This is a genomic window from Shewanella sp. 553, from assembly GCF_059338375.1.
Genome location: NZ_CM181701.1, coordinates 3,883,316 through 3,909,728, shown reverse-complemented (window position 1 = coordinate 3,909,728; position 26,413 = coordinate 3,883,316). Strand labels below are relative to the sequence as shown.

At 49.5% G+C, this 26,413-nt stretch carries 22 protein-coding genes, 1 tRNA gene and 3 rRNA genes; 16 read left to right on the top strand and 10 right to left on the bottom strand.

Translation table 11 applies throughout. The features are described 5' to 3' along the window. Positions 1-77: 77 nt before the first annotated feature. On the top strand, positions 78-635 hold the full coding sequence (gene tsaC, locus AC5YBZ_RS17315; protein WP_494543256.1) for an L-threonylcarbamoyladenylate synthase type 1 TsaC: 558 nt from the start codon (positions 78-80) through the stop codon (positions 633-635). A gap of 46 nt (positions 636-681) precedes the next feature. Continuing rightward, on the top strand, positions 682-1,599 hold the full coding sequence (gene hemF / locus AC5YBZ_RS17310; RefSeq protein WP_494520501.1) for an oxygen-dependent coproporphyrinogen oxidase: 918 nt from the start codon (positions 682-684) through the stop codon (positions 1,597-1,599). Between the two features lie 52 nt (positions 1,600-1,651). On the opposite strand, the gene AC5YBZ_RS17305 is transcribed toward hemF, so the two are convergent. Beyond that, a complete protein-coding gene (locus tag AC5YBZ_RS17305; protein WP_494520502.1) occupies positions 1,652-2,080 on the bottom strand; it encodes a group II truncated hemoglobin in 429 nt (142 codons plus the stop codon). 188 nt (positions 2,081-2,268) lie between these two features. Between AC5YBZ_RS17305 and aroE the strand changes: the two genes are divergently transcribed. Continuing rightward, positions 2,269-3,087 carry a shikimate dehydrogenase gene (aroE, locus tag AC5YBZ_RS17300; protein ID WP_494543255.1) on the top strand — a complete coding sequence of 273 codons (819 nt, stop codon included), beginning with the start codon at positions 2,269-2,271 and terminating at the stop codon, positions 3,085-3,087. A 58-nt stretch (positions 3,088-3,145) separates the two neighbouring features. Beyond that, on the top strand, positions 3,146-3,415 hold the full coding sequence (locus tag AC5YBZ_RS17295) for a DUF1488 family protein (RefSeq protein ID WP_494543254.1): 270 nt from the start codon (positions 3,146-3,148) through the stop codon (positions 3,413-3,415). Here AC5YBZ_RS17295 and AC5YBZ_RS17290 read toward each other — a convergent pair. Further along, a complete protein-coding gene (locus tag AC5YBZ_RS17290) occupies positions 3,412-3,969 on the bottom strand; it encodes a gamma carbonic anhydrase family protein (RefSeq protein ID WP_494543253.1) in 558 nt (185 codons plus the stop codon). The two genes, AC5YBZ_RS17295 and AC5YBZ_RS17290, sit on opposite strands and share 4 nt — an antisense overlap. A 564-nt stretch (positions 3,970-4,533) precedes the next feature. On the opposite strand from AC5YBZ_RS17290, the gene AC5YBZ_RS17285 reads away from it, so the two are divergent. The 4 genes from AC5YBZ_RS17285 (at position 4,534) to AC5YBZ_RS17270 (ending at position 9,732) form a co-directional block, all read left to right on the top strand. Next, positions 4,534-6,080 (top strand): 16S ribosomal RNA (locus AC5YBZ_RS17285). 351 nt (positions 6,081-6,431) lie between these two features. Further along, positions 6,432-9,325 (top strand): 23S ribosomal RNA (locus tag AC5YBZ_RS17280). A 136-nt stretch (positions 9,326-9,461) separates the two neighbouring features. After that, positions 9,462-9,577: ribosomal RNA gene (gene rrf / locus AC5YBZ_RS17275) — 5S ribosomal RNA — on the top strand. Together the 16S, 23S and 5S rRNA genes with 1 tRNA gene alongside form the textbook arrangement of a ribosomal RNA operon. Positions 9,578-9,655: 78 nt before the next feature. Further along, a tRNA-Asp gene (locus tag AC5YBZ_RS17270) sits at positions 9,656-9,732 on the top strand. Positions 9,733-10,439: 707 nt separating this feature from the next. Here the strand turns inward: AC5YBZ_RS17270 and AC5YBZ_RS17265 are convergent. The 8 genes from AC5YBZ_RS17265 to AC5YBZ_RS17230 all read right to left on the bottom strand — a co-directional run bounded on the left by AC5YBZ_RS17265 (position 10,440) and on the right by AC5YBZ_RS17230 (position 17,790). Beyond that, a complete protein-coding gene (locus AC5YBZ_RS17265; RefSeq protein ID WP_494543252.1) occupies positions 10,440-11,417 on the bottom strand; it encodes an alpha/beta fold hydrolase in 978 nt (325 codons plus the stop codon). 132 nt (positions 11,418-11,549) lie between these two features. Beyond that, positions 11,550-13,631, bottom strand: a complete 2,082-nt coding sequence (gene flhA / locus AC5YBZ_RS17260; RefSeq protein WP_494520506.1) for a flagellar biosynthesis protein FlhA — start codon at positions 13,629-13,631, stop codon at positions 11,550-11,552. Positions 13,632-13,646: 15 nt separating this feature from the next. Continuing rightward, entirely contained in the window at positions 13,647-14,777 is a 1,131-nt protein-coding gene (flhB, locus tag AC5YBZ_RS17255; protein WP_494520507.1) for a flagellar biosynthesis protein FlhB, read from the bottom strand. Next, positions 14,774-15,553 carry a flagellar biosynthetic protein FliR gene (fliR, locus tag AC5YBZ_RS17250; RefSeq protein ID WP_494543251.1) on the bottom strand — a complete coding sequence of 260 codons (780 nt, stop codon included), beginning with the start codon at positions 15,551-15,553 and terminating at the stop codon, positions 14,774-14,776. Before fliR ends, flhB begins: the two co-directional genes overlap by 4 nt. Position 15,554: 1 nt before the next feature. Continuing rightward, entirely contained in the window at positions 15,555-15,824 is a 270-nt protein-coding gene (gene fliQ, locus AC5YBZ_RS17245; RefSeq protein WP_494520509.1) for a flagellar biosynthesis protein FliQ, read from the bottom strand. A gap of 4 nt (positions 15,825-15,828) precedes the next feature. After that, the gene (fliP, locus tag AC5YBZ_RS17240; protein WP_494524147.1) at positions 15,829-16,560 is read right to left on the bottom strand and encodes a flagellar type III secretion system pore protein FliP; all 732 of its coding nucleotides are present in this window, start codon (positions 16,558-16,560) and stop codon (positions 15,829-15,831) included. Further along, positions 16,560-16,916, bottom strand: coding sequence for a flagellar motor switch protein FliN (fliN, locus tag AC5YBZ_RS17235; protein WP_110458447.1), 357 nt, complete (start codon positions 16,914-16,916; stop codon positions 16,560-16,562). Before fliN ends, fliP begins: the two co-directional genes overlap by 1 nt. Then, positions 16,909-17,790 carry a FliM/FliN family flagellar motor switch protein gene (locus AC5YBZ_RS17230; RefSeq protein WP_494524146.1) on the bottom strand — a complete coding sequence of 294 codons (882 nt, stop codon included), beginning with the start codon at positions 17,788-17,790 and terminating at the stop codon, positions 16,909-16,911. The genes fliN and AC5YBZ_RS17230 overlap by 8 nt, the downstream gene beginning before the upstream one ends. Positions 17,791-18,685: 895 nt before the next feature. Here AC5YBZ_RS17230 and AC5YBZ_RS17225 point away from each other — a divergent pair. From AC5YBZ_RS17225 to AC5YBZ_RS17190, 8 genes are read left to right on the top strand one after another with little or no spacing between them, the layout of a single operon-like run. Then, positions 18,686-19,555, top strand: a complete 870-nt coding sequence (locus AC5YBZ_RS17225; protein ID WP_494543250.1) for an OmpA family protein — start codon at positions 18,686-18,688, stop codon at positions 19,553-19,555. 25 nt (positions 19,556-19,580) lie between these two features. Beyond that, positions 19,581-20,888 (top strand): sigma-54 interaction domain-containing protein, encoded by a 1,308-nt coding sequence (locus tag AC5YBZ_RS17220; RefSeq protein WP_494524145.1) that lies wholly within the window; start codon positions 19,581-19,583, stop codon positions 20,886-20,888. Positions 20,889-20,915: 27 nt separating this feature from the next. Then, positions 20,916-21,254 carry a flagellar hook-basal body complex protein FliE gene (fliE, locus tag AC5YBZ_RS17215; RefSeq protein ID WP_494520514.1) on the top strand — a complete coding sequence of 113 codons (339 nt, stop codon included), beginning with the start codon at positions 20,916-20,918 and terminating at the stop codon, positions 21,252-21,254. A gap of 12 nt (positions 21,255-21,266) precedes the next feature. Continuing rightward, positions 21,267-22,952, top strand: a complete 1,686-nt coding sequence (fliF, locus tag AC5YBZ_RS17210; RefSeq protein ID WP_494524144.1) for a flagellar basal-body MS-ring/collar protein FliF — start codon at positions 21,267-21,269, stop codon at positions 22,950-22,952. Positions 22,953-22,974: 22 nt separating this feature from the next. Further along, positions 22,975-23,961: a flagellar motor switch protein FliG gene (locus AC5YBZ_RS17205; protein ID WP_494521559.1), complete on the top strand. Its 987-nt coding sequence runs from the start codon at positions 22,975-22,977 to the stop codon at positions 23,959-23,961. Beyond that, on the top strand, positions 23,961-24,668 hold the full coding sequence (gene fliH, locus AC5YBZ_RS17200; RefSeq protein ID WP_494524143.1) for a flagellar assembly protein FliH: 708 nt from the start codon (positions 23,961-23,963) through the stop codon (positions 24,666-24,668). Before AC5YBZ_RS17205 ends, fliH begins: the two co-directional genes overlap by 1 nt. Then, entirely contained in the window at positions 24,646-26,001 is a 1,356-nt protein-coding gene (locus tag AC5YBZ_RS17195; RefSeq protein WP_494520517.1) for a FliI/YscN family ATPase, read from the top strand. The genes fliH and AC5YBZ_RS17195 overlap by 23 nt, the downstream gene beginning before the upstream one ends. Then, positions 25,973-26,407, top strand: a complete 435-nt coding sequence (locus tag AC5YBZ_RS17190) for a hypothetical protein (RefSeq protein WP_494520518.1) — start codon at positions 25,973-25,975, stop codon at positions 26,405-26,407. Before AC5YBZ_RS17195 ends, AC5YBZ_RS17190 begins: the two co-directional genes overlap by 29 nt. The last annotated feature ends 6 nt before the right edge of the window (positions 26,408-26,413 follow it).

Here is a 26,413-nt window from a genome sequence, read left to right as displayed (position 1 = left end):
TTAGCCATCTCTGTATAATCTCGACTCATTGAAAATGATAATGCGTCTAAATAAGTTCGACGAGAAGGTTAGGCTAAATGTTGCAGCAAGATCCCCATGCGGTAGTTGATGTTGTTTTACAAGGCGGTGTCATCGCGTACCCAACAGAGGCGGTATATGGCTTAGGTTGCGATCCTGATAATGACAGCGCCATCCAAAAGTTGCTTGAATTAAAGCAAAGGCCTTGGCAAAAAGGGCTGATCTTAGTGGCTAGCGATTTTTCACAGCTAAAGCCCTATATTGACGAATCGCAGCTTAGTGCCGAGCAGTTGCAACAAGCATTCGACAAATGGCCTGGCCCTTTCACCTTTATCATGCCCATCAAGCCTAACTTATCTCAGTTACTCTGCGGCCAATTTAATTCATTGGCGGTAAGGGTCTCTAATCATCCCGGTGTACAAGCCTTATGCCAAGCTCTGGGTAAACCCATTGTTTCGACCAGCGCCAATTTGACGGGCCAAGATCCTGCGATGACGGCAGCAGAGGTGATTTTGCAGTTTGATGGCAAAATCGATGCGCTGGTTACAGGCGAGTTAGGCCGTGAGCTAAAGCCTTCGACGATAATCGATGCCATTAGCGGCAAGATTTTGAGATAAAACCGCTTTTACGTTGAATCAGATAAAACCATAACAAGGACTAAATATGAGTAAGCCAACTACCAGTGAGGTCAAAGCATTCCTACTCGGTCTGCAACAGCAGATATGCGAAGGTTTAGAGCGCCTCGATGGTAAGGCTGAGTTTATTGCTGACTCTTGGACGCGAGAAGAGGGTGGCGGCGGAACCAGTCGTGTGATGACCGATGGACAAGTGTTCGAACAGGCCGGGGTTAATTTTTCCCATGTGACGGGAGCCGCCATGCCTGCATCGGCCACGGCGCATCGTCCTGAGTTGGCGGGCCGTAGTTTCGAAGCGATGGGCGTGTCATTGGTTATTCATCCCAAAAATCCTTATATCCCAACCACACACGCTAATGTTCGTTTCTTTATTGCCGAAAAAGAGGGCGCCGATCCAGTATGGTGGTTTGGTGGTGGGTTCGACCTCACTCCTTATTATCCGTTTGAAGAAGATGTCATTGGTTGGCATCAAAGTGCCAAAGAGTTATGTGAGCCTTTTGGCGATGATGTTTATCCTAAATACAAGAAATGGTGTGATGACTATTTCTTCTTGCCACATCGCAACGAAACCCGTGGTGTGGGTGGCTTGTTCTTTGATGATCTCAATGAGCAAGGTTTCGATACCAGCTTTGCCTTTATGCAGGCGGTGGGTAATGGGTTTTTAAACGCCTATGCGCCTATAGTTGAACGCCGCAAAAACACTGAATATGGTGAGCGCGAGCGTAACTTCCAGCTTTATCGTCGCGGGCGCTATGTCGAGTTTAATTTAGTGTATGACCGAGGCACCTTATTTGGGCTGCAAACCGGTGGTCGTACCGAATCTATTTTGATGTCGATGCCGCCATTAGTGCGTTGGCAATATGCTTACACCCCTGAAGAGGGTAGCCCAGAGGCGCTGCTTTATAGCGATTACCTCGCGCCAAGAGATTGGTTAGGCGCTAAGTAACACAGTAAAAAGGAGCTAATAAGCTCCTTTTTTGTGGGTTATTACGTCATCTTTATCGATTACGCATATGGTCGGCAAGAGTCGATATGGCTTGATAGATGGCTTCTCTATGCTGCGGCTGCTTAATCTCTAGCTCAATAGCGCGTTTCATACACAGTAACCATTGATCGCGCATGTCACTATCGATAGCAAAAGACATATGCCTTGCCCTAAGAGCAGGATGACCGTATTTTTGCTCAAACAGCGGTGGACCACCTAGCCAGCCACTTAAAAACTCAAACAGTTTCTGCTCCGATTCGGCGATAGGTGAGCGATGCATCGCTAACAGCGCCTGAGTTTCAGGATTGCTCTGCATCTGCACATAAAACTGTTTTGCTAATGCCGCAATGACTTTCTCACCACCGATACGATCGTAAGCATTCGACTGCTGTGGATCTCGTTGCTCCTGCTTTTTAGATATTAACTTTGTTAACCACTTCATTGCTAAAACTGCCATTACCTTAGCCTTGTTATATGTAGCGCACACTAGCTTATCCGCTCAAAGCGATCAACTAACACCTTTAGCCCTTCAATGGCAGCTTATAAATAAGTAACACTTGGTTTTTTGGCTTTGATTCACAGATAAAGCATGGGTAGACTGATGCCATCGTCAAAAAACTGAGTCAATCGATGACAGACAGATATGCCGTATTGGGTAATCCAATAGGTCACAGTAAATCGCCCGCGATTCATCAAGCGTTTGCCGCAGCCACAGGGCAAGCAGTAAGTTATGAAGCGATACTCGCGCCAATCGATGGCTTTGAGTCTTGTTTACGGCAATTTATTGCTAATGGTGGCAAAGGGGCCAATGTTACCGTGCCTTTTAAGGAGCAGGCATTTGCCTTATGCGATGAACTTAGCGAAGAGGCCAAACTGGCTGGCGCAGTGAACACCTTAAGCGTATTAAAAGGCGGTCGATTAAGAGGTGACAATACCGATGGCATCGGGCTGGTTGCCGATCTGCAGCGTCATATCGGCAAGCTTCATGGCAAGAAAGTATTACTCGTGGGTGCTGGTGGTGCGGCAAGAGGTTCTATCCTTCCTCTACTGAATAGTGGCATCGACTCGATAGTTATCCATAACCGTACCCACGAGAAAGCTACCTCTTTAGCCAAGCGATTTGCTCCCTTTGGCGATATTCAGGCTAAGGGACTAGATGAGCTAGAGCTGCCTTTTGATCTGGTGATTAACTCCACATCATCGAGCCTAAGCGGTGAAGCTCCTGCATTACCAAGCTCGGTAATCGGTACTCATACCGCTTGTTACGACATGATGTATGCCAAGCAGCTTACTGCCTTTAATCTGTGGGCGCGGGAGCAAGGTGCTAAGCAAGTGATTGATGGTCTCGGGATGCTTGTCGGCCAAGCGGCTATAAGTTTTGCCTTGTGGCGTGGCGTCGAGCCTGATGTTACCCCAGTACTCGCTAGCTTGCGCGAGCAATTAAGCTAGCACTAGGCGCAGTAAAACCTGTAATTTAGTAATTTTTTAAAGTGGTAAAGGGTAGGGCATGAATCAAAGCGTCATATTTAGCGACAGTTGCCAATGGGATGCAGAGCGCAGCGCCATTCATTTTGTCGCGCAGCAACAAGGGATGACGATCGACTGTTACATTGACCTAGCGGTATTACAGGGACTATCAGGTACGGAAGGGGGGCAGCCACAGCAGGCTATCGACCTGTTTGAACAATTTCGTTTCGATATAGAGGATAAGGCACAAGAGCTCATCGACCAGGAAGCGGTCGATGAGCAGGGCTGTTTAGTGATTGATTCAATTTAAGTCGGTAAGTTCTGTAGCGCTTCTTCTATATACTCATTCTTCAACCGCACATAGTTGTCGGCCGATTGCGGTAAGAAGTTCAATTCATCTTGGGTCAAGGCTCTGATCTTTTTCGCAGGGCTTCCCACATAAAGGTGGCCTTTCTCAAGCGTCTTATTAGGAGGAACCAAAGAGCCCGCTCCCAAGATCACATCATCTTCAATGATCGCCCCATCTAGAATAATCGCTCCCATACCAATGAGAATACGATCCCCCAACTGACAACCATGCAGCATGGCTTTATGGCCAATAGTGACATCATCGCCAATAATCAACGGATGACCCTGCGGACGCGCGGCCGATTTACGGGTCACGTGCAATACAGTGCCGTCTTGAATATTAGAGCGCTTACCAATTCTTATGTGGTTCACATCGCCACGAGCTGCCACTAAAGGCCAAACACTAGCATCGGTATCTAAAAAAATGTCGCCAACCAATACACAAGCTTGGTCAATATAGACGCTGTTATCAAACTGCGGGCTGATACCCTTATAAGATCGTAAACAATTTGCCATTGGGTAGTCCTTAAAACGGCTAAAATAGCGAGAATCTAGCAGTATAATGGGTAAAAAGTAGCTAGTCAGGCTAAAAAGCATTCAAACAGTGCAAAAGTAATAGTTTTCTTTAAAAAAGCCCTTGCGCGTAATCGATAACGCCCTATAATGCGCCCCACTGACACGGCAAACAGCGTCGCTAAGCGACATGAATGCAGTGACTCAGCAAGTTGAGTTTAAAGTGAACAAGTTGAAAAACTTATTGAAAATCACTTGACGCCAACAGCGGGACGTGTAGAATACGCATCCCTAAGCCAACGACCTAGCGTCAACGGCGGCTAAATGAAAGATTGATTCTCTCATGCTAGCAACGCTCTTTAACAAGATGAAACAAGAAATCTGTGTGGACACTCACAGGTGTTGAGTTAATCGAAATTGCCTAACCTTCGGGTTGGCAATCAAAGAATTAAATCAATGTAACGATGAGTGTTCATAGCAATATGTACAAACGTTTTTAAGATTCTTCCGAGTCTTTTAAACGGAATCAGAATTCATTGAGCCGAATCGCAAGATTCAACAAAACTTTAATTGAAGAGTTTGATCATGGCTCAGATTGAACGCTGGCGGCAGGCCTAACACATGCAAGTCGAGCGGTAACAGGAAGAAAGCTTGCTTTCTTTGCTGACGAGCGGCGGACGGGTGAGTAATGCCTAGGGAACTGCCCAGTCGAGGGGGATAACAGTTGGAAACGACTGCTAATACCGCATACGCCCTACGGGGGAAAAGAGGGGACCTTCGGGCCTTCTGCGATTGGATGTACCTAGGTGGGATTAGCTAGTTGGTGAGGTAATGGCTCACCAAGGCGACGATCCCTAGCTGTTCTGAGAGGATGATCAGCCACACTGGGACTGAGACACGGCCCAGACTCCTACGGGAGGCAGCAGTGGGGAATATTGCACAATGGGCGCAAGCCTGATGCAGCCATGCCGCGTGTGTGAAGAAGGCCTTCGGGTTGTAAAGCACTTTCAGCGAGGAGGAAAGCTTAAGCGTTAATAGCGTTTAGGTGTGACGTTACTCGCAGAAGAAGGACCGGCTAACTTCGTGCCAGCAGCCGCGGTAATACGAGGGGTCCAAGCGTTAATCGGAATTACTGGGCGTAAAGCGTACGCAGGCGGTTTGTTAAGCGAGATGTGAAAGCCCCGGGCTCAACCTGGGAATTGCATTTCGAACTGGCAGACTAGAGTCTTGTAGAGGGGGGTAGAATTTCAGGTGTAGCGGTGAAATGCGTAGAGATCTGAAGGAATACCGGTGGCGAAGGCGGCCCCCTGGACAAAGACTGACGCTCAGGTACGAAAGCGTGGGGAGCAAACAGGATTAGATACCCTGGTAGTCCACGCCGTAAACGATGTCTACTCGGAATTTGGTGTCTTGAACACTGGGTTCCCAAGCTAACGCATTAAGTAGACCGCCTGGGGAGTACGGCCGCAAGGTTAAAACTCAAATGAATTGACGGGGGCCCGCACAAGCGGTGGAGCATGTGGTTTAATTCGATGCAACGCGAAGAACCTTACCTACTCTTGACATCCAGAGAATTCGCTAGAGATAGCTTAGTGCCTTCGGGAACTCTGAGACAGGTGCTGCATGGCTGTCGTCAGCTCGTGTTGTGAAATGTTGGGTTAAGTCCCGCAACGAGCGCAACCCTTATCCTTATTTGCCAGCACGTAATGGTGGGAACTTTAGGGAGACTGCCGGTGATAAACCGGAGGAAGGTGGGGACGACGTCAAGTCATCATGGCCCTTACGAGTAGGGCTACACACGTGCTACAATGGCAAGTACAGAGGGTTGCAAAGCCGCGAGGTGGAGCTAATCTCACAAAGCTTGTCGTAGTCCGGATTGGAGTCTGCAACTCGACTCCATGAAGTCGGAATCGCTAGTAATCGTGGATCAGAATGCCACGGTGAATACGTTCCCGGGCCTTGTACACACCGCCCGTCACACCATGGGAGTGGGCTGCACCAGAAGTAGATAGCTTAACCTTTCGGGGAGGGCGTTTACCACGGTGTGGTTCATGACTGGGGTGAAGTCGTAACAAGGTAGCCCTAGGGGAACCTGGGGCTGGATCACCTCCTTACCTATACGACTAACTCAATATTTGCTGAGTGTTCACACAGATAACTTGTTCTTGTTAGAGCAGGTGGCACGTCTTAACGGCGATGCTTGTTCTTTAAAAATTTGGAAAGCTGATAGTGTTAATGTGAAAGGGATAGTGACGTACTTGTACGTGATTATTTGTAGCATTGACGCGAAAATTAAAATTGAGTTCTCAAACACTTAAATCAAGTGCCGAGTCATTGTAATGATGATTCATGAGTATTCTTTTGGCGAAAGTAAACACCATTAGTTGCGATACAGCCATCAAGCTTACCCGCTTGATAGGATGTGTTTTGTAAACATTAGTTTGTGAAACTCATTTGGGTTGTATGGTTAAGTGACTAAGCGTATACGGTGGATGCCTTGGCAGTCAGAGGCGATGAAGGACGTAGTAACTTGCGAAAAGCGTTGGCGAGCTAGTAACAAGCATTTGAGCTAACGATGTCCGAATGGGGAAACCCACATGCATAAGCATGTATCACAACATGAATACATAGTGTTGTGAGGCGAACCCGGGGAACTGAAACATCTAAGTACCCGGAGGAAAAGAAATCAACCGAGATTCCCCTAGTAGCGGCGAGCGAACGGGGATTAGCCCTTAAGCGTAGAGGGTGTTAGTGGAATGTGTTGGAAAGCACAGCGGCACAGGGTGATAGCCCCGTACATGAAAACTAACTTTACGTGAAAACGAGTAGGACGGGACACGTGACATCTTGTCTGAACATGGGGGGACCATCCTCCAAGGCTAAATACTCCTGACTGACCGATAGTGAACCAGTACCGTGAGGGAAAGGCGAAAAGAACCCCTGTGAGGGGAGTGAAATAGAACCTGAAACCGTATACGTACAAGCAGTGGGAGCGGTTCTTGAGACCGTGACTGCGTACCTTTTGTATAATGGGTCAGCGACTTACATTTTGTAGCGAGGTTAAGCGAATAGCGGAGCCGTAGGGAAACCGAGTGTTAACTGCGCGTTTAGTTGCAAGGTGTAGACCCGAAACCCGGTGATCTAGCCATGGGCAGGTTGAAGGTTGAGTAACATCAACTGGAGGACCGAACACACGTATGTTGAAAAATGCGGTGATGACTTGTGGCTGGGGGTGAAAGGCCAATCAAACCGGGAGATATCTGGTTCTCCTCGAAAGCTATTTAGGTAGCGCCTCGAGCGAATACCATTGGGGGTAGAGCACTGTTAAGGCTAGGGGGTCATCCCGACTTACCAACCCTTTGCAAACTCCGAATACCAATGAGTACTACTCGGGAGACACACGGCGGGTGCTAACGTCCGTCGTGAAAAGGGAAACAACCCAGACCATCAGCTAAGGTCCCAAAGTTATTGCTAAGTGGGAAACGATGTGGGAAGGCTTAGACAGCTAGGATGTTGGCTTAGAAGCAGCCATCATTTAAAGAAAGCGTAATAGCTCACTAGTCGAGTCGGCCTGCGCGGAAGATTTAACGGGGCTAAGCAATACACCGAAGCTATGGGTACTAGCGCTTGCGCTAGTGCGGTAGAGGAGCGTTCTGTAAGCCGTTGAAGGTGAAGGGGTAACCCACGCTGGAGGTATCAGAAGTGCGAATGCTGACATGAGTAACGATAAAGGGGGTGAAAAACCCCCTCGCCGAAAGACCAAGGGTTCCTGTCCAATGTTAATCAGGGCAGGGTGAGTCGACCCCTAAGGCGAGGCCGAAAGGCGTAGTCGATGGGAAACAGGTTAATATTCCTGTACTTCTGCTAACTGCGATGGAGAGACGGAGAAGGCTAGGCTAGCGCGGCGTTGGTTGTCCGCGTTTAAGGCTGTAGGTGGTGCACTTAGGCAAATCCGGGTGCACATACACTGAGAGTTGACGACGAGGTTCTACGGAACTGAAGTAGTTGATGCCATGCTTCCAGGAAAATCTTCTAAGCTTCAGGTTAGCAGGAATCGTACCCCAAACCGACACAGGTGGTTGGGTAGAGAATACCAAGGCGCTTGAGAGAACTCGGCTGAAGGAACTAGGCAAAATGGTACCGTAACTTCGGGAGAAGGTACGCTCCTGTTGGTGATGAGACTTGCTCTCTAAGCTGACGGGAGTCGCAGATACCAGGTGGCTGCAACTGTTTATCAAAAACACAGCACTGTGCAAACTCGCAAGAGGAAGTATACGGTGTGACGCCTGCCCGGTGCCGGAAGGTTAATTGATTGGGTTATCTTCGGAGAAGCTCATGATCGAAGCCCCGGTAAACGGCGGCCGTAACTATAACGGTCCTAAGGTAGCGAAATTCCTTGTCGGGTAAGTTCCGACCTGCACGAATGGCGTAATGATGGCCACGCTGTCTCCAGCCGAGACTCAGTGAAGTTGAAATTGCGGTGAAGATGCCGTATACCCGCGGCTAGACGGAAAGACCCCGTGAACCTTTACTATAGCTTGGCACTGAACATTGACCCTACATGTGTAGGATAGGTGGGAGACTTTGAAGCAGGAACGCCAGTTCTTGTGGAGTCAACCTTGAAATACCACCCTTGTAGTGTTGATGTTCTAACTCTGGCCCCTGAATCGGGGTTGAGGACAGTGCCTGGTGGGTAGTTTGACTGGGGCGGTCTCCTCCCAAAGAGTAACGGAGGAGCACGAAGGTTGGCTAAGTACGGTCGGACATCGTACGGTTAGTGCAATGGCATAAGCCAGCTTAACTGCGAGACATACACGTCGAGCAGGTGCGAAAGCAGGTCATAGTGATCCGGTGGTTCTGAATGGAAGGGCCATCGCTCAACGGATAAAAGGTACTCCGGGGATAACAGGCTGATACCGCCCAAGAGTTCATATCGACGGCGGTGTTTGGCACCTCGATGTCGGCTCATCACATCCTGGGGCTGAAGTCGGTCCCAAGGGTATGGCTGTTCGCCATTTAAAGTGGTACGCGAGCTGGGTTCAGAACGTCGTGAGACAGTTCGGTCCCTATCTGCCGTGGGCGTTGGATGATTGAAGGGAGCTGCTCCTAGTACGAGAGGACCGGAGTGGACGAACCGCTGGTGTTCGGGTTGTCATGCCAATGGCATTGCCCGGTAGCTACGTTCGGAATCGATAACCGCTGAAAGCATCTAAGCGGGAAGCGAGCCCTAAGATGAGTCATCCCTAGGACTTTAAGTCCTCTAAAGGGCCGTAGGAGACTACTACGTTGATAGGCAAGGTGTGTAAGCGTTGTGAGGCGTTGAGCTAACTTGTACTAATGACCCGTGAGGCTTAACCATACAACCCAAAAGGGTTTCTAACTAAGTGAATACTTAGCGAAAGAATACAGACACTTGATTTAGTGTGACTCAAATTTAATATCTCTTGCTTCTTGAAATACAGAATTGAGAGCAGCTTTTCAAATTTCCGAATTTGTCTGGAAACCATAGCATTGTGGTACCACCTGATCCCATCCCGAACTCAGAAGTGAAACGCAATCGCGCCGATGGTAGTGTGGGGTCTCCCCATGTGAGAGTAGGTCATTTCCAGGCGCCTAATAAGCTCAATAGAGCACGTCTCCTAGCCATGACACGTTAGCGACGATAAAAGAATTTAGACTTCGGTCTAAAGGAGCGGTAGTTCAGTTGGTTAGAATACCGGCCTGTCACGCCGGGGGTCGCGGGTTCGAGTCCCGTCCGCTCCGCCAACATTACGATAAGCCCTTAGCAGCAATGCTAAGGGCTTTTTCGTATTTGTTTATCAGAGAAATGATAACGATGGTACTAAGTGTAGTGCGTAAGTCGTTGCTAAAGCTGCGGTCTCTCTCGATCATCCATGGTCTACATGACATTTATGCATCCATGCCCTTCGTCGTTCAGTTGGAACAACTATGTTGCCGATATTGTTTGACACTCACCCCACCCTAATGGCTGACTCTTTATAAGTAGAAAGCCGTCTGCATTCTGCCAATAGCCAGTTCGACTCAATATATCCCTATATAAAAGCCAGTTCAGTATCCTTGTTTCTCATTCGCTAGCATTTGGCTGTCGCCAAGTTGACTCTAGCTCTCGTTCATAAGCTTATTACTACGTCATATTTTCCCTGTCTATTTCGCTGTCTATATACCCTACTCCATGTTGGTCGAATGTTTTTGTTAAGCGGGTTAGGGTGCCCTTGTGATTGCTCGAAGCGGTATCTGCGGATAAGTTGGTGAATATCGAACCACTATTTCGATAAGTTTAGGGCTGTTTTTAATGCATAGATATGACTGGGTGGCTCAATGCAGATGGGGAGGTGGTTTATGACTGCGTTTATCTGTATGTAGATAAAGCCAATGGAGAGCGGTGAGCGATGTTTACCGCTAGTTTATTGGGATAGCCCTTATTGGGTATGACTACCCCAAAGTGATGGGGTTTAGGCGTATTGCTGGAAAAAGTCAAATAGGCTGTTAAGGGCGTGATTGCGGATGCTGTCGCTCTCAAACAGTATTTCGTGCCGCGCGCCATGGATAATGACCCGCTGGGCCTCTTCCCCTATTGCCCTGTCTTGTGCCGTGTTATCGACTATGGTGTCTTCATCTGCTTGCAGAATTAACGTGGGGACAGTACTGTATTTGACGCTGTTAACGCAGTATTCAGCAGCCTTAATTGACTCGGTTAGCCAGCGATTGGTGGGTGAGCCTAACTGTAATTCGGGGCGCTCGTTATAGAGCTGTTGGTAACGCTGATAGCGTATTCGACAATGAGTAAGCTCATTTTTTTCAAAGGCTACCTGACGATAGTTGCACCCGCCAGGTACATAGTTGGGTTCGCCATCTCGTCTGAATTTGTCTAACCAAGTGGCAAGCCAGAGGACCGCCGGTTTAGGCGCGGGTAACCGTATGCCATACATGGGCGCAGAAAATGCAGCCGCGCTAAAGGTGTGAGGATTACGTGCGACATACAGGCTACTGATGGCGCAGCCCATGGAATGCCCCATCAAAAAAAGAGGGCTCTCTTGTGCTTGTGCGGGTAGGACAACCTGTTCGATAAATTTTTCAAAGTCATCAACATAGTCATCAAAATGCTCGACATGTCCCTTATGAGGATTCAATGTCAGCCGACTAGAGAGTCCTTGTCCTCGGTGATCCAGAGCATAAACATTGTAACCTTGCTGATAGCAATCGTAGATCACTTCTTGGTACTTAAGGTAAGACTCGACGCGGCCATTACTGAGCACTAGGGTGCGCTTATGGCTGGGATGAGTCACTGCCATATAAGCCAGTGTGATCTCTGGGCTGACCGTCAGTTCACCAGTGGTTATTTGTTGCCAAAAACGTTGTAATTGGGGGGAGGTAAGCGTGTGCTCACTGCTGTAAGGATGAGGTATTACTGAGCCAGTTGTCGGTGTCATAGGGGTTACAGTCATTGAGTGAGCAAGATAAAAGTGGGTGCATTATAAGCTCATGAGTGTAACAGAGAAAAGCTTATGATGGCGATCAATCTTGCGTGCTAGCCTTGGGGCTCACCAAGGCTAGCGGCTAGGTTAACCGAGTTGCCCAGCGATCATCAGTTCTTTGGTTTCAGGCACTTCGTTATAGGAGAGTACATGTAGTCCTCTGGCAAAAGCCAGTGCATAACGAGCCAGCAGCGGCCTTAGTTGTGGCGATACCAGTAAGATAGGGCTGTGACCTTTCTCTTTGGTCTCGCTCAGCAGTTGTGGCATGCGCTGTTGTAGCTGGGCGAGTAAACTCGGTTCTACCGGAAAACTGTCGAGTGCCACTTTGCCCTGTTGCTGCGACTGGTTGAGTGCGGTCATCAGGGTTTGCTCTAATTCCGGCGCTAGGGTCAGTACATTCAATTTGGCACTGGTGCCCACTATCTGTTGTAAGATGCTGTTGCGCAATGCACAGCGAACATCGGCGGCCAGTAATACGGGATCTTTGGTCTGCTCGCTGCACTCAAGTAACGTGGTGGCGATGGTGCGAATATCTTTTAACGGCACCTGCTCTTTTAACAGCAAACGAAATACTTTCAGTAATTGCACCGGAGTTAACGCCGTGGTTAAGGATTCTGCCAGTTTAGGCGCTTGTTTACTGAGGCGATCGCTCAGATGCATAATATCATCGTGTTGCAATAAGTCGGCCAGCGATTCTCGTAGCTGTTTGCTCACATGGGTGGCAATAACGGTCGCGTTGTCGACCACCGAGTAGCCTAAATTCAACGCCTTGGCTTTAATATCCGTGTCTATCCAAACCGCATCCATTTGATAGGCTGGTTCGACCGTTAAGATACCATCAATTTTGCCATAGACTGGACCACTTTTAATGGCCATAAGACGATCGGGTTCTAACTCGGCATAGGCCACCTGAGTGCCCATAAAATTGATTTGATAGGCATTAGGGGCAAGAGTGAGGTTGTCTCGTACCCGCACTTCTGCAAGCAAGAAGCCTGCTTGTTCTGACAAGGTGCGTCTAATCCCGGTGAGGCGTTTTTGCAGTTCGGCGCCCTTGGTCTTTTCCACTAAATGCACTAGACGATAGCCAAGGCGAACCTCGATAATATCTGTGTAGGGCAGCGCGTCCCAGCTCGGTGCCGAGGGCTCAGTGAGGGTGTTCTCAATGGTTTCATCAGCGCTACTCTCGGCAATGGGCGTCACATTACGGCTTTGTCGCCATGAGGCGAACCCCAGTAACAGTGCAAACGACAGGAACACCGCTGCTGGCATGCCAGGGGTAATGCCTAAGATAAACATCACCACTGCCGCAGTCGCTAAAGTCTTTGGGTTAGCCAGTAGTTGCCGCGTTAACTGCGCCGGCATCTCTTCAGCATCAGAGACGCGGGTCACTATGATGGCTGCCGCTGTGGCTAACAATAGTGAGGGGATCTGGGCAACTAGGCCGTCACCTATGGTGAGTAGCGCGTAAGTTTTAAAGGCATCGGCGGCACTGAGATCGTGCATAAAGATACCGATACTGATACCACCAATAATGTTGATCGCGAGGATCAACAGGCCGGCAATGGCATCACCACGGACAAACTTAGAGGCACCGTCCATCGAACCATAGAAATCGGCTTCTCTGGCGACATCTTGGCGGCGGATGCGGGCCTGTTCATGGGTGAGGGTGCCTGCATTAAGATCGGCATCAATCGCCATCTGTTTACCGGGCAAGGCATCGAGTGTAAAGCGCGCAGATACCTCAGAAATACGTTCGCCACCTTTAGTGATCACCACAAAGTTGATGATCATTAAGATGAGGAAGATTACCGCACCGACAACATAGTTGCCGCCAATGACCACTTCACCAAAAGCTTGAATGACTCGACCTGCAGCATCGCCGCCTTCGTGGCCTTCAATTAACACCACTCGGGTGGATGCCACGTTCAGTGTCAAGCGCATCAAGGTGGCTAGCAGTAGGAGCGTTGGGAATACCGAAAACTCCAATGGCCGGCGGATCGACACACTCACCAACAACACCATCACCGCAAGGACGATGTTGAAGGTAAAGAGGACGTCGAGCAACCAAGGTGGCAGCGGCAAAATCACCATCGCCAGAATCGCCAGCAGCATCACAGGGATACCGATAGCGCTATAGTTTCCTGAAAAGGTGCGTGATAGCCAGTTCATAGGTTAAGCAATCCTTTAATCGTGTCGTAAATGTGGAGGAATGAAGAAATGAGGCAAAGGCTCAGGCTTTTGTTGTTTGCCTTGGCGAGACGCCTTAATCTGCATTACATAGCTAAGTACATGGGCAATCGCGGTAAATAGCGCTGCCGGAATTTGTTGATCGACCTGTGTCGTATGATAGATAGCGCGGGTAAGCGCCGGGATCTCAATCACTTCGATATTATGTTGCTTGGCGAGCTTACGCATATACAGGGCTAACTCTTCGGTGCCCTTAGTGATAACGTAAGGGGCATCAGCCAAGTTGGGGTCATACTTTAAGGCCACCGCATAATGGGTGGGGTTAACCAAGAGCACATCGGCTTTTGGAATCACGGTATCGGCACGAGAGCGCGCCATACGTTGTTGTAATTGACGTATTTTGGCCTTAATTTCGGGCTTACCTTCCTGCTGCTTATGTTCATCTTTAAGATCTTGATGAGACATGCGCAGCTCTTTACGGTGATGCCAATATTGATAGGGCACATCAATCAGCGCGATGGCCAGCAGACCTGTACCTAAATAAAGCATCCCTTCCGATAGCAGGGTCATACCGCGGCTAATCGCCTCGTCGATGGGCAGCTGACTGTAGTTCAGCAGCTCTTGTAAATGACTACTTAAAAACGTAAACATGATGCCGATCAACAACACAATTTTAAGCACAGACTTAAGCAGCTCGACCAAGGATTGCACCGAGAAGATGCGACCAATGCCAGAGACAGGATCGATGCGGCTATATTTAAATCCCGCATTACTAAAGCTCAATAGGGGGCCACCGGGCAGGGCGCCAGCCACGGCAGCCAATAGTGCCACCATAATAAACAGCGGCCCCAATAGCTCGAGCATATGCATCAGGCTCGCGCCTAAGTGGCGTGTCATCATATCTGGCTGGTTAAGATCGGCCTTGGTCAGGTACATATTGTATTTGAGCAGCTCTTTGACTTTCTCGGCAAACCAGTCGGCACTGCTGGTGAGCATCAAAGAACAGCTAATGATCAGTGCCGCTGCCGCCAGATCTTTCGATCGCGGTACCTGGCCCTCTTCTCTGGCCTTGCGCAGTTTCTGCTGGGTGGGTTCCTCGGTTTTATCGTGCTTATCGTCCTGACTCATGCACTGCCACCAATAAATTGATACATAGCGGTGAGCGCATCGAGGCAGACATCGCTGTAGCGACTAGGGATACCACTGAAAGAGAGTAATACGCACAGCAAGCCCATCAGCATGGTCATCGGAAAACCCAGCGAAAAAATATTCAACGAGGGTGCGGCGCGGCTTAATACGCCAAAGGTAATGTTAACCATCAACATGGCTAATACTGCCGGAATCGCCAGCATTAATGACGCCGAAAATAGCCAGCCAACGCGATTAACCAGTCCCATTAACGGCAGATCAAAAATGCCAGTGCCAACTGGCCACAGACGAAAGCTGTCGACCAGTATGCCAATCGCGACTAAGTGACCATCTAAGGCTAGGAAGATTAAGGTGCCAAACATCAAAAACCATTGGCTTAAAATCGGATTAGAGTTGCCATTAGCCGGATCATTCATAATGGCCATTGCCAAACCCATCTGCAGTGACATGATAGTGCCCAGCATGCTCATCACGTGCAGTAAGATGCTGAGAAACAACCCCAGCATAAAGCCAATTAATAACTGTTCAATCGCCAGTAACAGCGCGCCAGCCGAGACGGCATCCACCTGAGGCACAGGGGGCAGCATAGGGCCTAGCAGCGCGGCCAAGCAGAATGCCAGTAAAATCCTCACCGTCACAGGTACGAAGGCATTACCCAGCAACGGCATCACGATAAATGCCCCCATTAGGCGACAAAAAGGCCACCAGAAGCTGCCAATCATGGTGCTGATCTCGATTGAAGTGAGCGAAAGCATGTCAGCCTATGATGTGGGGAATGTTCATAAATAACTGGTCGAAGAAATCCATTAGTTTCTGAATTAACCAATGGCCAGCAAAAAGTACCATTAACAGGGTCAAGACCAAGCGGGGTAAGAAACTCAAGGTTTGTTCATTGACCTGAGTTGCCGCTTGGAATACGGCGATCAACAAGCCCAGCACTAGGCCGGGGGTCACGAGCACCATCACCATGGCGACCACAAGGTACATGGCATCGGCAAATAAAACCGTGAGTTGGTTGGTATCCATGACGTTACCCAAAACTCGCGGTCAGGGTACTGACCGTCATCGACCAGCCATCAACCAAAACAAAGATCATCAGCTTAAATGGCAGCGAAATGATCAGTGGCGACAACATCATCATCCCCATAGACATCAGCACGCTGGCCACGACCAAGTCGATCACTAAAAAGGGTAAAAATAACAAAAAGCCAATTTGAAATGCCGTTTTTAGCTCGCTCAGCACAAAGGCGGGCATTAGCACAAAAAAGGGCACATCTGCCGCTTTAAGATTGGTAGGTTCACCCGCAATCTTAAGCATCTGCTCTAAGTCGGTTTCTCGGGTTTGTGCCAGCATAAACTGACTCAAGGGCACTTTGGCAATAGCGACCGCTTCGGTTAGTTCAAGCTGACCTTGATCATAAGGCAGGTAGGCATCTTGATAGATACGCTCCCCCACCGGGCGCATGATAAAAATCGTTAGCACCAGTGCAATCCCGATAAGCACCTTATTCGGTGGGCTCTGCTGTAAGCCTAATGCCTGTCTTAAAATGGCCAATACGACGACGATGCGCGTAAAGCTGGTCATCATCATTAGCAGCGCAGGCAACAGGCTTAGCGCTGTCATCAGCGCTAAGATCTCCAGCTTTATATTGACGGCTTGGCTCTCTTGAGCCCCATCGAGCGTGAGTAATGTGAGGCCATCAGCGGCAAATGCCTGAGGCGCTAAAAGGCATAGGCACAGTATCAACGCTCGCAGTAGCATTAGTCGCTTGCTCCGCCTAAACCGATATCTTCCACTTCAAGTAGACGTACACCGTAGCGTCCGCCCACCTCAACCACTTCACCCTTACCTAGCAGTGCACCGTTGACTCTGATATCTAAGGGCTCACCCACCATACGGTCTAAGGCAATCACGTCGCCTTCACCCATGCGGGTCAGCTCACCAAGACACATCTCTGCACTGGCCAATTCAAGGGTGACCTGCACAGGAAGCTGTTGAAAGAATGAGATATCTTTCAATGGTTTATTTTGAGCCTTAGGCGTTGAAAAGTTATCTTCGGCGAAAATGTCATCGTCGAGTAAAAACTCGTCATTCGATAGTAAGTCCTGTTCAGCCAATGTTGCTGTCCTCATGTTGAAATATATCTTGGGTCAATTTGGCGACCATTTGGCCTTCGTGACTATGCACAGAAGCCTGGAATAAGGGGCGGTTACCCACATTAAGCTGGCCCTTAGGGTTTAAATTCATTGGCAGTATGTCGCCAACGTTAAGCTGATTAAGCGAGCGCACTGGCATGGCGTGCTGGCCTAAGGTCATCTGCAGTTTAATGGGTAATTGTTGTAGCCAAAGTTCGAGCTTTTTCGCCAGATCTTTGTTGACGACAGGCTCCTTAGGCTGCTCAGCCATCAAGCCGAGTAAGTGTTCGGTCATGCAAAACAGCATAGGTGGTACGAAACGTTCTTTGCCCAGTTCGATAGACCAGACTGCTGGCGCATCGAGTGTCATTGGTGGTTTCACCAATTCAAGTTCAATCTGCTCAGCGTCCATTGCCGTCATAGGTAGTGCATTTAAGGTGTGTACCAATAAGTTTTTCACTAGTCTGAACTCAGACTGGCTGGGCTCACGCAGCGGTGAGCTCAGAGGCGTGGCTAGGCTACCGTAATAGCAACTGGCCAGCTGATCTAAAGTGCAGCTATCGATGCGCCACCAACCTAGGGTCGTTTGTTGATAGCGGCACACAAACCAGGCATGGTAATGCTCAGGCTGCTGCGGATTATCTTGCTCTGTCAGCGTCACGTTATGCGCAGGGCCATGACCATTACGGATTAAGGGCGCCAGTACTGCATTGATGGCATCAAGTAATGGTCTGCGGCTAAGGACCAACTGCTGCAGTAAGCGTGCTCGAGCAAGTTTCTCTTGTACGAGCATCACTGGCCTAACCTTGTGGCCCGAGCCTGCCTTAAGTAGGCGAGATTTCGTCGTTGTTTTCATTTTTTCTCCGCATTGAAAGCAAGGTTCGCCTAACTGCTCACGCTAAGTACTGATTTAAAAGTTTTGATTTAAAAAGGACAAATACTAAAAATAACTCACATTAGCCTTGTTATGTCATTTATGTCATTCGTTTGCTCAAAATCAAAAAGTGAGCAATGGATCACACTTTAAAAATAAAACCTAATATAGGGTTTGTTTTATTTTTGCTCATCACTTTCGATTCGTTTGTTAGATAAAGTTTACCGATTGATCATTATTAAACATCTCATTATCAATTAGCTATTTTTATCATTAAATAAGCGCCAAATTTTTGTCGATAGTTATTTTATTGACTCTTTAAGTGTCATCTTTTTATATTTAAAGTGCAGTCCTTCTTAATTGGGCGCTAAACATACCAGTCAAGTATGTCGGTTTCAATATTAAAAGATCACCCATAGTGAACTATTTTTTAATCAGTGTGTAATTGACATAATATCTGTCATACTAGTAAAGTACTTTGCGTTTATATCGGGCAGCTCTCGATAAGACGCCTAAAGTAGTGTTAATCACTACTTTTTGAAAGATAAGGTTTTTTGCTAAATTATTGGTCGTTATATTCCCAGTGGACTAGGTATTAATTAATGAATCAACTAATTGATTTTCATTGATTGATTACTAGTTTTTTTTGGGTGAAAAATCGTCAGAATATATAGGTTGATTAATCTGAGTTAATTTATATCGCTTTATCACTTTGTTATTAAGCGTTTGGGTGACTTATTTGATGTTTGCGTGGATTAATTTGCGATGGACCGCGTTACTAGTTTTTAACAAATTGTGTTCCAGAGTAATTATTGCCAAAGATTAAGCTTTAGGAGTGTCGATCACGCCATAAGAATAAAAGGCATTGAGGTTGTTTATGCGTGGTTTTGTTAGTTTTTCTTTACTCTTATTGTTGGTATTGTCGGCCCCAGTCGCAATCGCGAATCCTAATCTGACCGTTTATAAGACGCCGCTTGAAAAAGCTCAGTGGCTGTTCGAAGGTGATCGCTTTGGCTGTGAGTTACGCCACCCGGTTATGGGTTTTGGTGAAATGGCGCTCGTCGCTCAGCCAGGCCAGCCGATTCGTTTAGTACTCAATGCCGATTGGCTGGCGCTTAACGATTTAGGTATTACCGCCAGTATCGAACCTTCTGCATGGCAGTCTCAGACCAGTATTTTGGCCCACACCACCTTACAAGGTCAGGGGAAAAGCGCAGTAAGCACCGCCTCTGCTGATCTCTTTCTCGAAGCATTAGAAAGTAATTATGCGTGGCAAATGTTGCTCGTCGAGCAAGGTGAGTTGCTCTATCAAATCGACTCCAGCGCAGTATCGACCCAAGCGGGAGCGCGCGCGATGAGCCTGTGCATACGTAATTTGCTACCCAAGCCTTTTTCTTATGTTCGCCAGCGTGAATTGTTGTTTGCCAAAGGTTCAGACACCTTAACGGCGTCACAGTTGGCCGACATCAAAGCGATCGCCGCCTACGTTAAGGTTGATAAACAGATTAACCAAATTTTGGTCGATGGTCATGCCGACAGCAACGGCGATCGACTGGCGAACTTGATGTTAAGCAGACAACGCAGTGACGAAGTGGTCGCACGCTTGATTGAGCAGGGGATAAGTCGCGCCATGATACAGGTGCGCAGTCATGGCATTCGCTACCCCAAAAGCAGCAACATATCTGAGGCGGGTCGACAGGCCAATCGCAGAGTCAGCATACGTTTAGTTAAGCAGACCTCAAAGTGATAGGTTCCAATTGGAGAGCATCGATATGAATACCCTCAGTATTAGAACCCTAGGCATTGAGCTGCCAGATGAAATCCAGCAACAGTTGTTTAGTGCTGGATTTAGTTTATGGCAACAAAGCACTAGTCAGCCTTGGTTAACCTTGGTTAACTTATCACAGTGTGATCCCACCGAAGTGGCTGCGCAACTCACCCAGTATCAAACCGCAAATCTGGTGGCACTGTTAGCGCCAGAGCAAAGTGAATTAGCCGCAGCGGCGATGCAAGCTGGCGCGCAGGATTACTTATTACTGCCAGTGATTGGCGAGTCGCTATTTGCGCTGTTAAACCGGTTACGCCGTCTCGAGCAGCCCGACACCAGTTTAGTTGTCGCTGCAGCCGTAAGCCGCCAGCTATTGATGTTAGCGCATCGCGCCGCCGCAACCGAGGCCAGCGTCCTGCTTTGTGGTGAGAGCGGCACAGGTAAAGAGCCACTCGCTCATTATATTCATCGCCACTCATCACGAGCCAATAAGGCATTTGTGGCCATAAACTGCGCGGCCATTCCTGAGAGCATGTTGGAATCGGTACTGTTTGGTCACGTCAGAGGGGCCTTCACCGGCGCTGTATGTGATAAAGCGGGTAAATTTGAACAGGCCAACGGTGGCACCTTGCTACTCGATGAAATAGGCGAAATGCCACTGTTGTTGCAAGCGAAATTATTGCGAGTATTACAAGAGCGCGAAGTCGAACGCTTGGGTGGTAATCAGCTGATCCCGTTAAATATCAGATTAATCGCCTCGACCAATAAAGACTTACGTAAAGCCGTTGAGATGGGCAGCTTCAGAGAAGACCTCTTCTATCGCCTGGACGTGTTACCGCTAACCATTTCACCGCTGCGTGAACGCAAGGCCGATATTTTACCCTTAGCCGAACATTTTTTATGTTTATACGACACCCCTGAGTCGGCGGCGCCGTGCTACTTCAGCGAACCGGCAAAACAGCTATTAATGGCACACGATTGGCCGGGCAATGTACGTGAGTTAGAAAACTGTATTCAACGCGCGTTAGTGATGCGCCGCGGCCAGGCGATACAAGCGGCAGAGTTAGGCTTAGCCGTTGAGCTGCTGATGTCACCAGAGCCTACAGACAATGGCGATGGCCTCAAGGCGTCTAAGCGTCAGGCAGAGTTTCAATATATCGTCGACATCCTCAAACGTTTCAATGGTAATCGTAACCAAAGTGCCGATGCACTAGGGATGACCACGCGAGCGCTGAGGTACAAGTTGGCACAAATGCGCGAGTCGGGCATCGACGTCGATCAATTACTACAACGTGCTGGTCAAGCGGCATGAAGCAACTAAAGAAAAATAGGAATTGTTATGGTTAATGGGACGCACGTCAGCTCGACTGGACTACTCGACACCCTGAGCGTGCATCGTGAGATTGCCAAGGGAGCCATCAATATTAGCGCCAATCCTGCCGATAATGGCATGGCTGTTGGATCGTTTACCGAGTTGATGAAACACAAAATCTCGGCGATAAACCAAGATCAAAACCACTCATCAATGATGATGAAAGCGGTAGATAGCGGCAAGAGCGACGACTTGGTAGGTGCCATGGTCGCGTCACAAAAGGCTAGCCTATCCTTTTCGGCCATGATGCAAATCCGTAATCGATTGGTGCAAGCCTTCGACGATGTAATGAAGATGCCTTTGTAAGGAAATTGTTGTATGTCTACTTCTGTTATTCAATCTAGCCCGGACATCAACGCCGATGCCCGTACTAGCCCGTTGGCGAGTGTGGCGCAAAAGTGGCGTCAGTTCACCAATGGTGACCGTCAGGTGATGGTATTGGCGCTGCTGTCCAGTGTGGTGGCGAGCGTGATCGTGCTTATGCTATGGACCGCCAGTCAAGGGTATCGCCCGCTGTATGGCAGCCAAGAAAACGTTGAAACCTCGCAAGTTATTGAAGTGCTTGAGGCGGAGGGTGTTAATTATCGACTCGAAGCCAATACCGGTTTAGTGCTGGTGGCCGAAGATCAACTCGGCATGGCGCGGATGTTACTCGCTGCCCGTGGTGTAAAGGCTAAAGTGCCATCAGGGATGGATCAGCTCGACAACGCAGGTCTGGGCACCAGCCAGTTTATGGAGCAGGCGAAATACCGTCACAGCCTCGAAGGCGAATTATCGCGCACCATTATGGCACTCAAGCCGGTTCGTGCCGCACGAGTGCATTTAGCTATCCCTAAGCGTACCCTGTTTATCCGTCAGCAGCCCGAACTCCCCACGGCTTCGGTGATGGTGCAACTCTATTCTGGCTCGACATTGAACGAAGCTCAAGTAGAGTCGATTGTGAACCTAGTGGCGGGCAGCGTCACAGGTATGACGCCGGCTAACGTTAAAGTGGTCGATCAAAACGGTAACTTTTTAAGTGCCGCTATCGCTGATAATCAAGATATTACTCAGGCGCGCGACCGCCAACTGCAATACACCCGCGAGTTAGAGCAGAGCTTAATCGCCAACGCTTCATCTATGTTGGCGCCTGTACTAGGGGCTGAAAATTTCCAAGTCAGAGTGACCGCCAAAGTTAATTTTAACCAAGTGGAAGAGACCAAAGAGTCACTCGATCCACAAGCCGTGATGACCCAAGAGCGCACCAGTTTAGACGATAACAATGCCGCCATTGCGGCAGGCATCCCTGGCGCCTTGAGCAATCAACCACCGCAGCCAAACGAAGAGGATGCAGGCACAGATACTAACCGAAATGTGCGTCAAGAAGAGAGCCGTCAATATGATGTTGGCCGCTCAGTACGCCATATCCGTTATCAGCAGATGCAGTTAGAAAACCTCTCTGTGTCGGTATTGGTCAATAGTGCCACTATCGCCGATGCTGCGCAGGAAGAGGCGCAGCTACTCAAATTAGGCAACATGGTGAAAGATGCCATCGGCTTTTCAGCTCCGCGAGGCGATAGCTTTAGCATCAATGCGTTTGCTTTTGCCCCCATTACCGTGGCCGAATTTAGCCCAATGCCTTGGTGGCAGGCTGAGCATTATCAAACTTACCTACGCTATCTGATCGGTGGATTGTTGGGGATCGGCCTGATCTTCTTCGTGTTGCGTCCACTGGTGAAGCACTTGACTCGGACCTCACAGAAGAAAGCCGACAACACCGAAGCCGAAAACCAAGCTGCACTCCCCACCGCGGCTATCAGCGAGCCCGCGCCAGCGGCCTTACCGCCAAAAGCCAGTGGTGACAAACAGCTTGCCGACGCCGATTGGCTGGGTAGTCAAGGATTGCCAGAGCCGGGTTCACCCTTAACGGTGAAGATGGAGCACCTCAGCATGCTGGCAAATAAGGAACCGGCACGGGTTGCCGAAGTAATAGCTCATTGGATAGGTAATAAAGACGGTGAATGATAATAACGATCTCGACATCAAGATGGACAACTATTCGCAAGCGGCCATGTTGCTGCTGAGCATGGGTGAAGAAGGCGCAGCGATGGTGATGGCGCATCTCGACCGTGATGATGTCCAGCACCTGAGCCACAAAATGGCTCGCCTCTCCAGCATCACTCAACAAAAAGCGGAAGCGGTATTGAGCCGCTTCTTCGAGCGCTATAAAGAGCAGTCGGGTATTGCCAGAGCCTCACGCTCTTATTTACAAAAAACCCTCGATATCGCCTTGGGTGATCGCGTGGCTAAAAGTCTGATCGACAACATCTATGGCGATGAAATTAAAGTGCTGGTGAAACGCTTAGAATGGGTGGAACCTAAACTGCTTGCCAGAGAAATTGCCCACGAGCATAGCCAGCTACAGGCAGTGTTACTGGGCTTGCTACCACCAGAAAGTGCCGCCGAAATTTTAAAAATGTTGCCAAGCGTCAGCCAAGACGAGGTGTTAATTCGTATTGCTCAGCTGGGCGATCTCGACCGCCACGTGGTCGATGAACTGCGTCAGCTGGTGGAGCGCTGCATGCTGATGGCGATGGAAAAGAGCCACACTCAAGTGGCAGGCGTTAAGCAAGTGGCCGATATTCTTAACCGTTTTGAAGGCGACCGTGAGCAGTTGATGGAGATGATTAAACTGTTCGACAAACAGTTGGCCAGCGATGTTACCGACAACATGTTCGACTTTATTATTTTGGGGCGTCAAAAGTCAGATACTTTGCAGACCTTATTAGGACAAGTGCCAGGTGAAACCTTAGCCCTAGCCCTAAAAGGGATCGACTTAGAGCTTAAAGACGCGCTACTCGATGCCTTACCTAAACGTATGTCATCGGCGATTGAAACTCAGGTCGATGCCCTGGGGAGTGTGCCGGTAAGCCGCGCCAACGGTGCGCGCAAGGATATTATGACGCTCGCCAAGCAGATGGTGGCAGATGGCGAAATTGAGTTACAGCTATTTGAAGAGCAGGTGGTGAGCTAATGGCGGACAAACCTACCCGCTGGCGCTTAGATGACAAGCTAGCACGACGCTATCGATTTCCGCCGCTCTCCAGCGCTGGCGAGCCCGGCAGTGAAGGCTCTGGCTGGCAAGATTATCAGCAAGCGTTCGAGCAAGGCTACGATGAAGGCATGCAGCAAGGCCGCGACGCTGGCTATGAAGTAGGCTTGCAAGAGGGCACAACCGCTGGGCATGCCGCCGGTTTTTTGCAAGGTAAACTTGAAGGCCAGCAAGCAGGCAAAGCCAGTATCGATGAGCAGCTCAATGAGATAATTGCTCCCCTGGGGGCGCTCAAAGCCTTGCTAGAAGAAGGTCATTGCAAACAGGTCAGTGAACAGCAGAGCCTGATTTTAGATCTGGTTCGCCGCGTCTCACAACAGGTGATCCGCTGTGAATTAACCCTGCAGCCGCAGCAAATCCTTAAGCTGGTGGAAGAGACCTTAAGCGCACTGCCCGATGATCAAAGTGACGTTAAAATTCACCTTGAGCCTTCGGCCGTGACCAAGTTAAAAGAGCTGGCCGAAGATAAAATCCGTGGCTGGAACCTAGTACCAGACGCCAGTATTTCTGCTGGCAGCTGCCGCATTGTCAGCGATAAATCTGACGCCGATGCCTCGGTAGAAACGCGGCTCGATGCCTGCATGCAGCAGGTCGAAGCCAAATTGAATGAGGCGGAACTTGAAGCCTGAGTTAGCACCGCAGGACTGGCCTAATGTGCCCGTTGCCCGTGTCTATGGACGGTTGACTCGAGTCAACGGCCTGTTGCTGGAGGCCGTTGGCTGCCAGCTTGGCATGGGCGATCGCTGCCAAATCGAAGGACGTAACGGCCGGCTTATCGAAGCCGAAGTGGTGGGCTTTCATAAGGATGTGCTCTGTCTCATGCCGATTGAAACCACCCAAGGGCTGATGCCCGGCGCCCGCGTGCTACCCATGGTCGAGCAGCAAACGCTAACCATAGGTGAAGGGCTGCTCGGACGGGTACTCGATGGATTAGGTCAGCCGTTAGACACCTTAGGCGAGTTAACCGGTATCGCCCGCGTGCCACAATCAGACACCAGTTATAACCCCTTGTTGCGTCAGCCAATAAAACAAGCGCTGGATGTTGGTGTGAGAGCCATCAACAGTTTATTGCCCATAGGCCGTGGCCAACGCTTAGGCTTGTTTGCCGGCTCAGGCGTGGGTAAGAGTGTGCTCTTGGGCATGATGACCCGCTTCACCGAAGCCGATGTGGTGGTGGTGGGATTGATTGGCGAGCGTGGCCGCGAAGTACGCGAATTTATTGAAGAGACTCTTGGCGAAGCTGGCCGGCGCCGCGCGGTGGTGATTGCCGCACCCGCCGATACCACGCCCTTGATGCGCCTGCGCGCGATGCGTTTATCCCATGCCATTGCCTGTGGTTTTCGCGATCAGGGCAAGCAAGTATTACTGCTGGTGGATTCGTTAACTCGCTACGCTCAGGCGCAGCGAGAAATCGCCCTCAGCTTGGGCGAGCCGCCAGCCACTAAAGGCTACCCGCCTTCGGCATTTGCGCAGTTGCCTCGTTTGGTGGAGATGGCCGGTAATGGTCAGCACCCACAAGGCACCTTAACCGCCTTCTATACGGTACTAACCGAGGGGGACGACCAGCAAGACCCCGTGGCGGATTCGGCCCGTGCGATCCTCGATGGCCATATTGTACTGAGCCGTAAACTGGCCGAGCGCGGCCATTTTCCCGCCATCGATGTTAATGCATCTGTGAGCCGTTTAGCCACTCAGATCGCCAGCCCAAGTCAGCTAGAGCAGAGCCATATTATGCGCCACCTCTTGAGTCGCTATAACGAGGTGCGTGAATTATTGCCATTAGGCGGTTATCAGGCGGGGCAAGATCCCGAGATGGACTTGGCTGTACAAGCCTATCCCGAGATGGCCAAGTTTTTACGCCAAGCGGCCGACACCAAAATCAGCCGCGCCGATAGTCTGCAACAGTTAGAGCAATTAATGGAAGTGATGGGTTATGCGCCAGCGTCAGCGACAACTGTCTAGATTGTGTCAACAGGAAGAGAAAAAGCTCGCGCAATTAGGGCTAAAGCGTGATGAGGCGTTGCGCCGTATGCAGCAGGCTCAGCAACAACATCAAGCCTTAAGTGAGATGATCAGCGATTATAGCGGTCGCCAATATGGGGCGCATCCGCTGTTATGGCAAAACGCGACCCAGATGGCCCAAGCGTTAGAGCCGATGAAGAGCAAACTGGCTCAACAGCAGACCTTGCTGCAACAAGAGCAGGCACGAGTCGACAATTTATGGCGTAAGCAGTTGGGGCGGCAGCAAGGACTAAAGTGGTTACAGCAGCAGACCAACGAGGCGCTACTGGAGCACAGCATGCGTCAAGAGCAAGCGACCTTAGATGATATGGCAGGGTTTTATACGCGGGGCAATGTGTCTCGCTAACGCAAT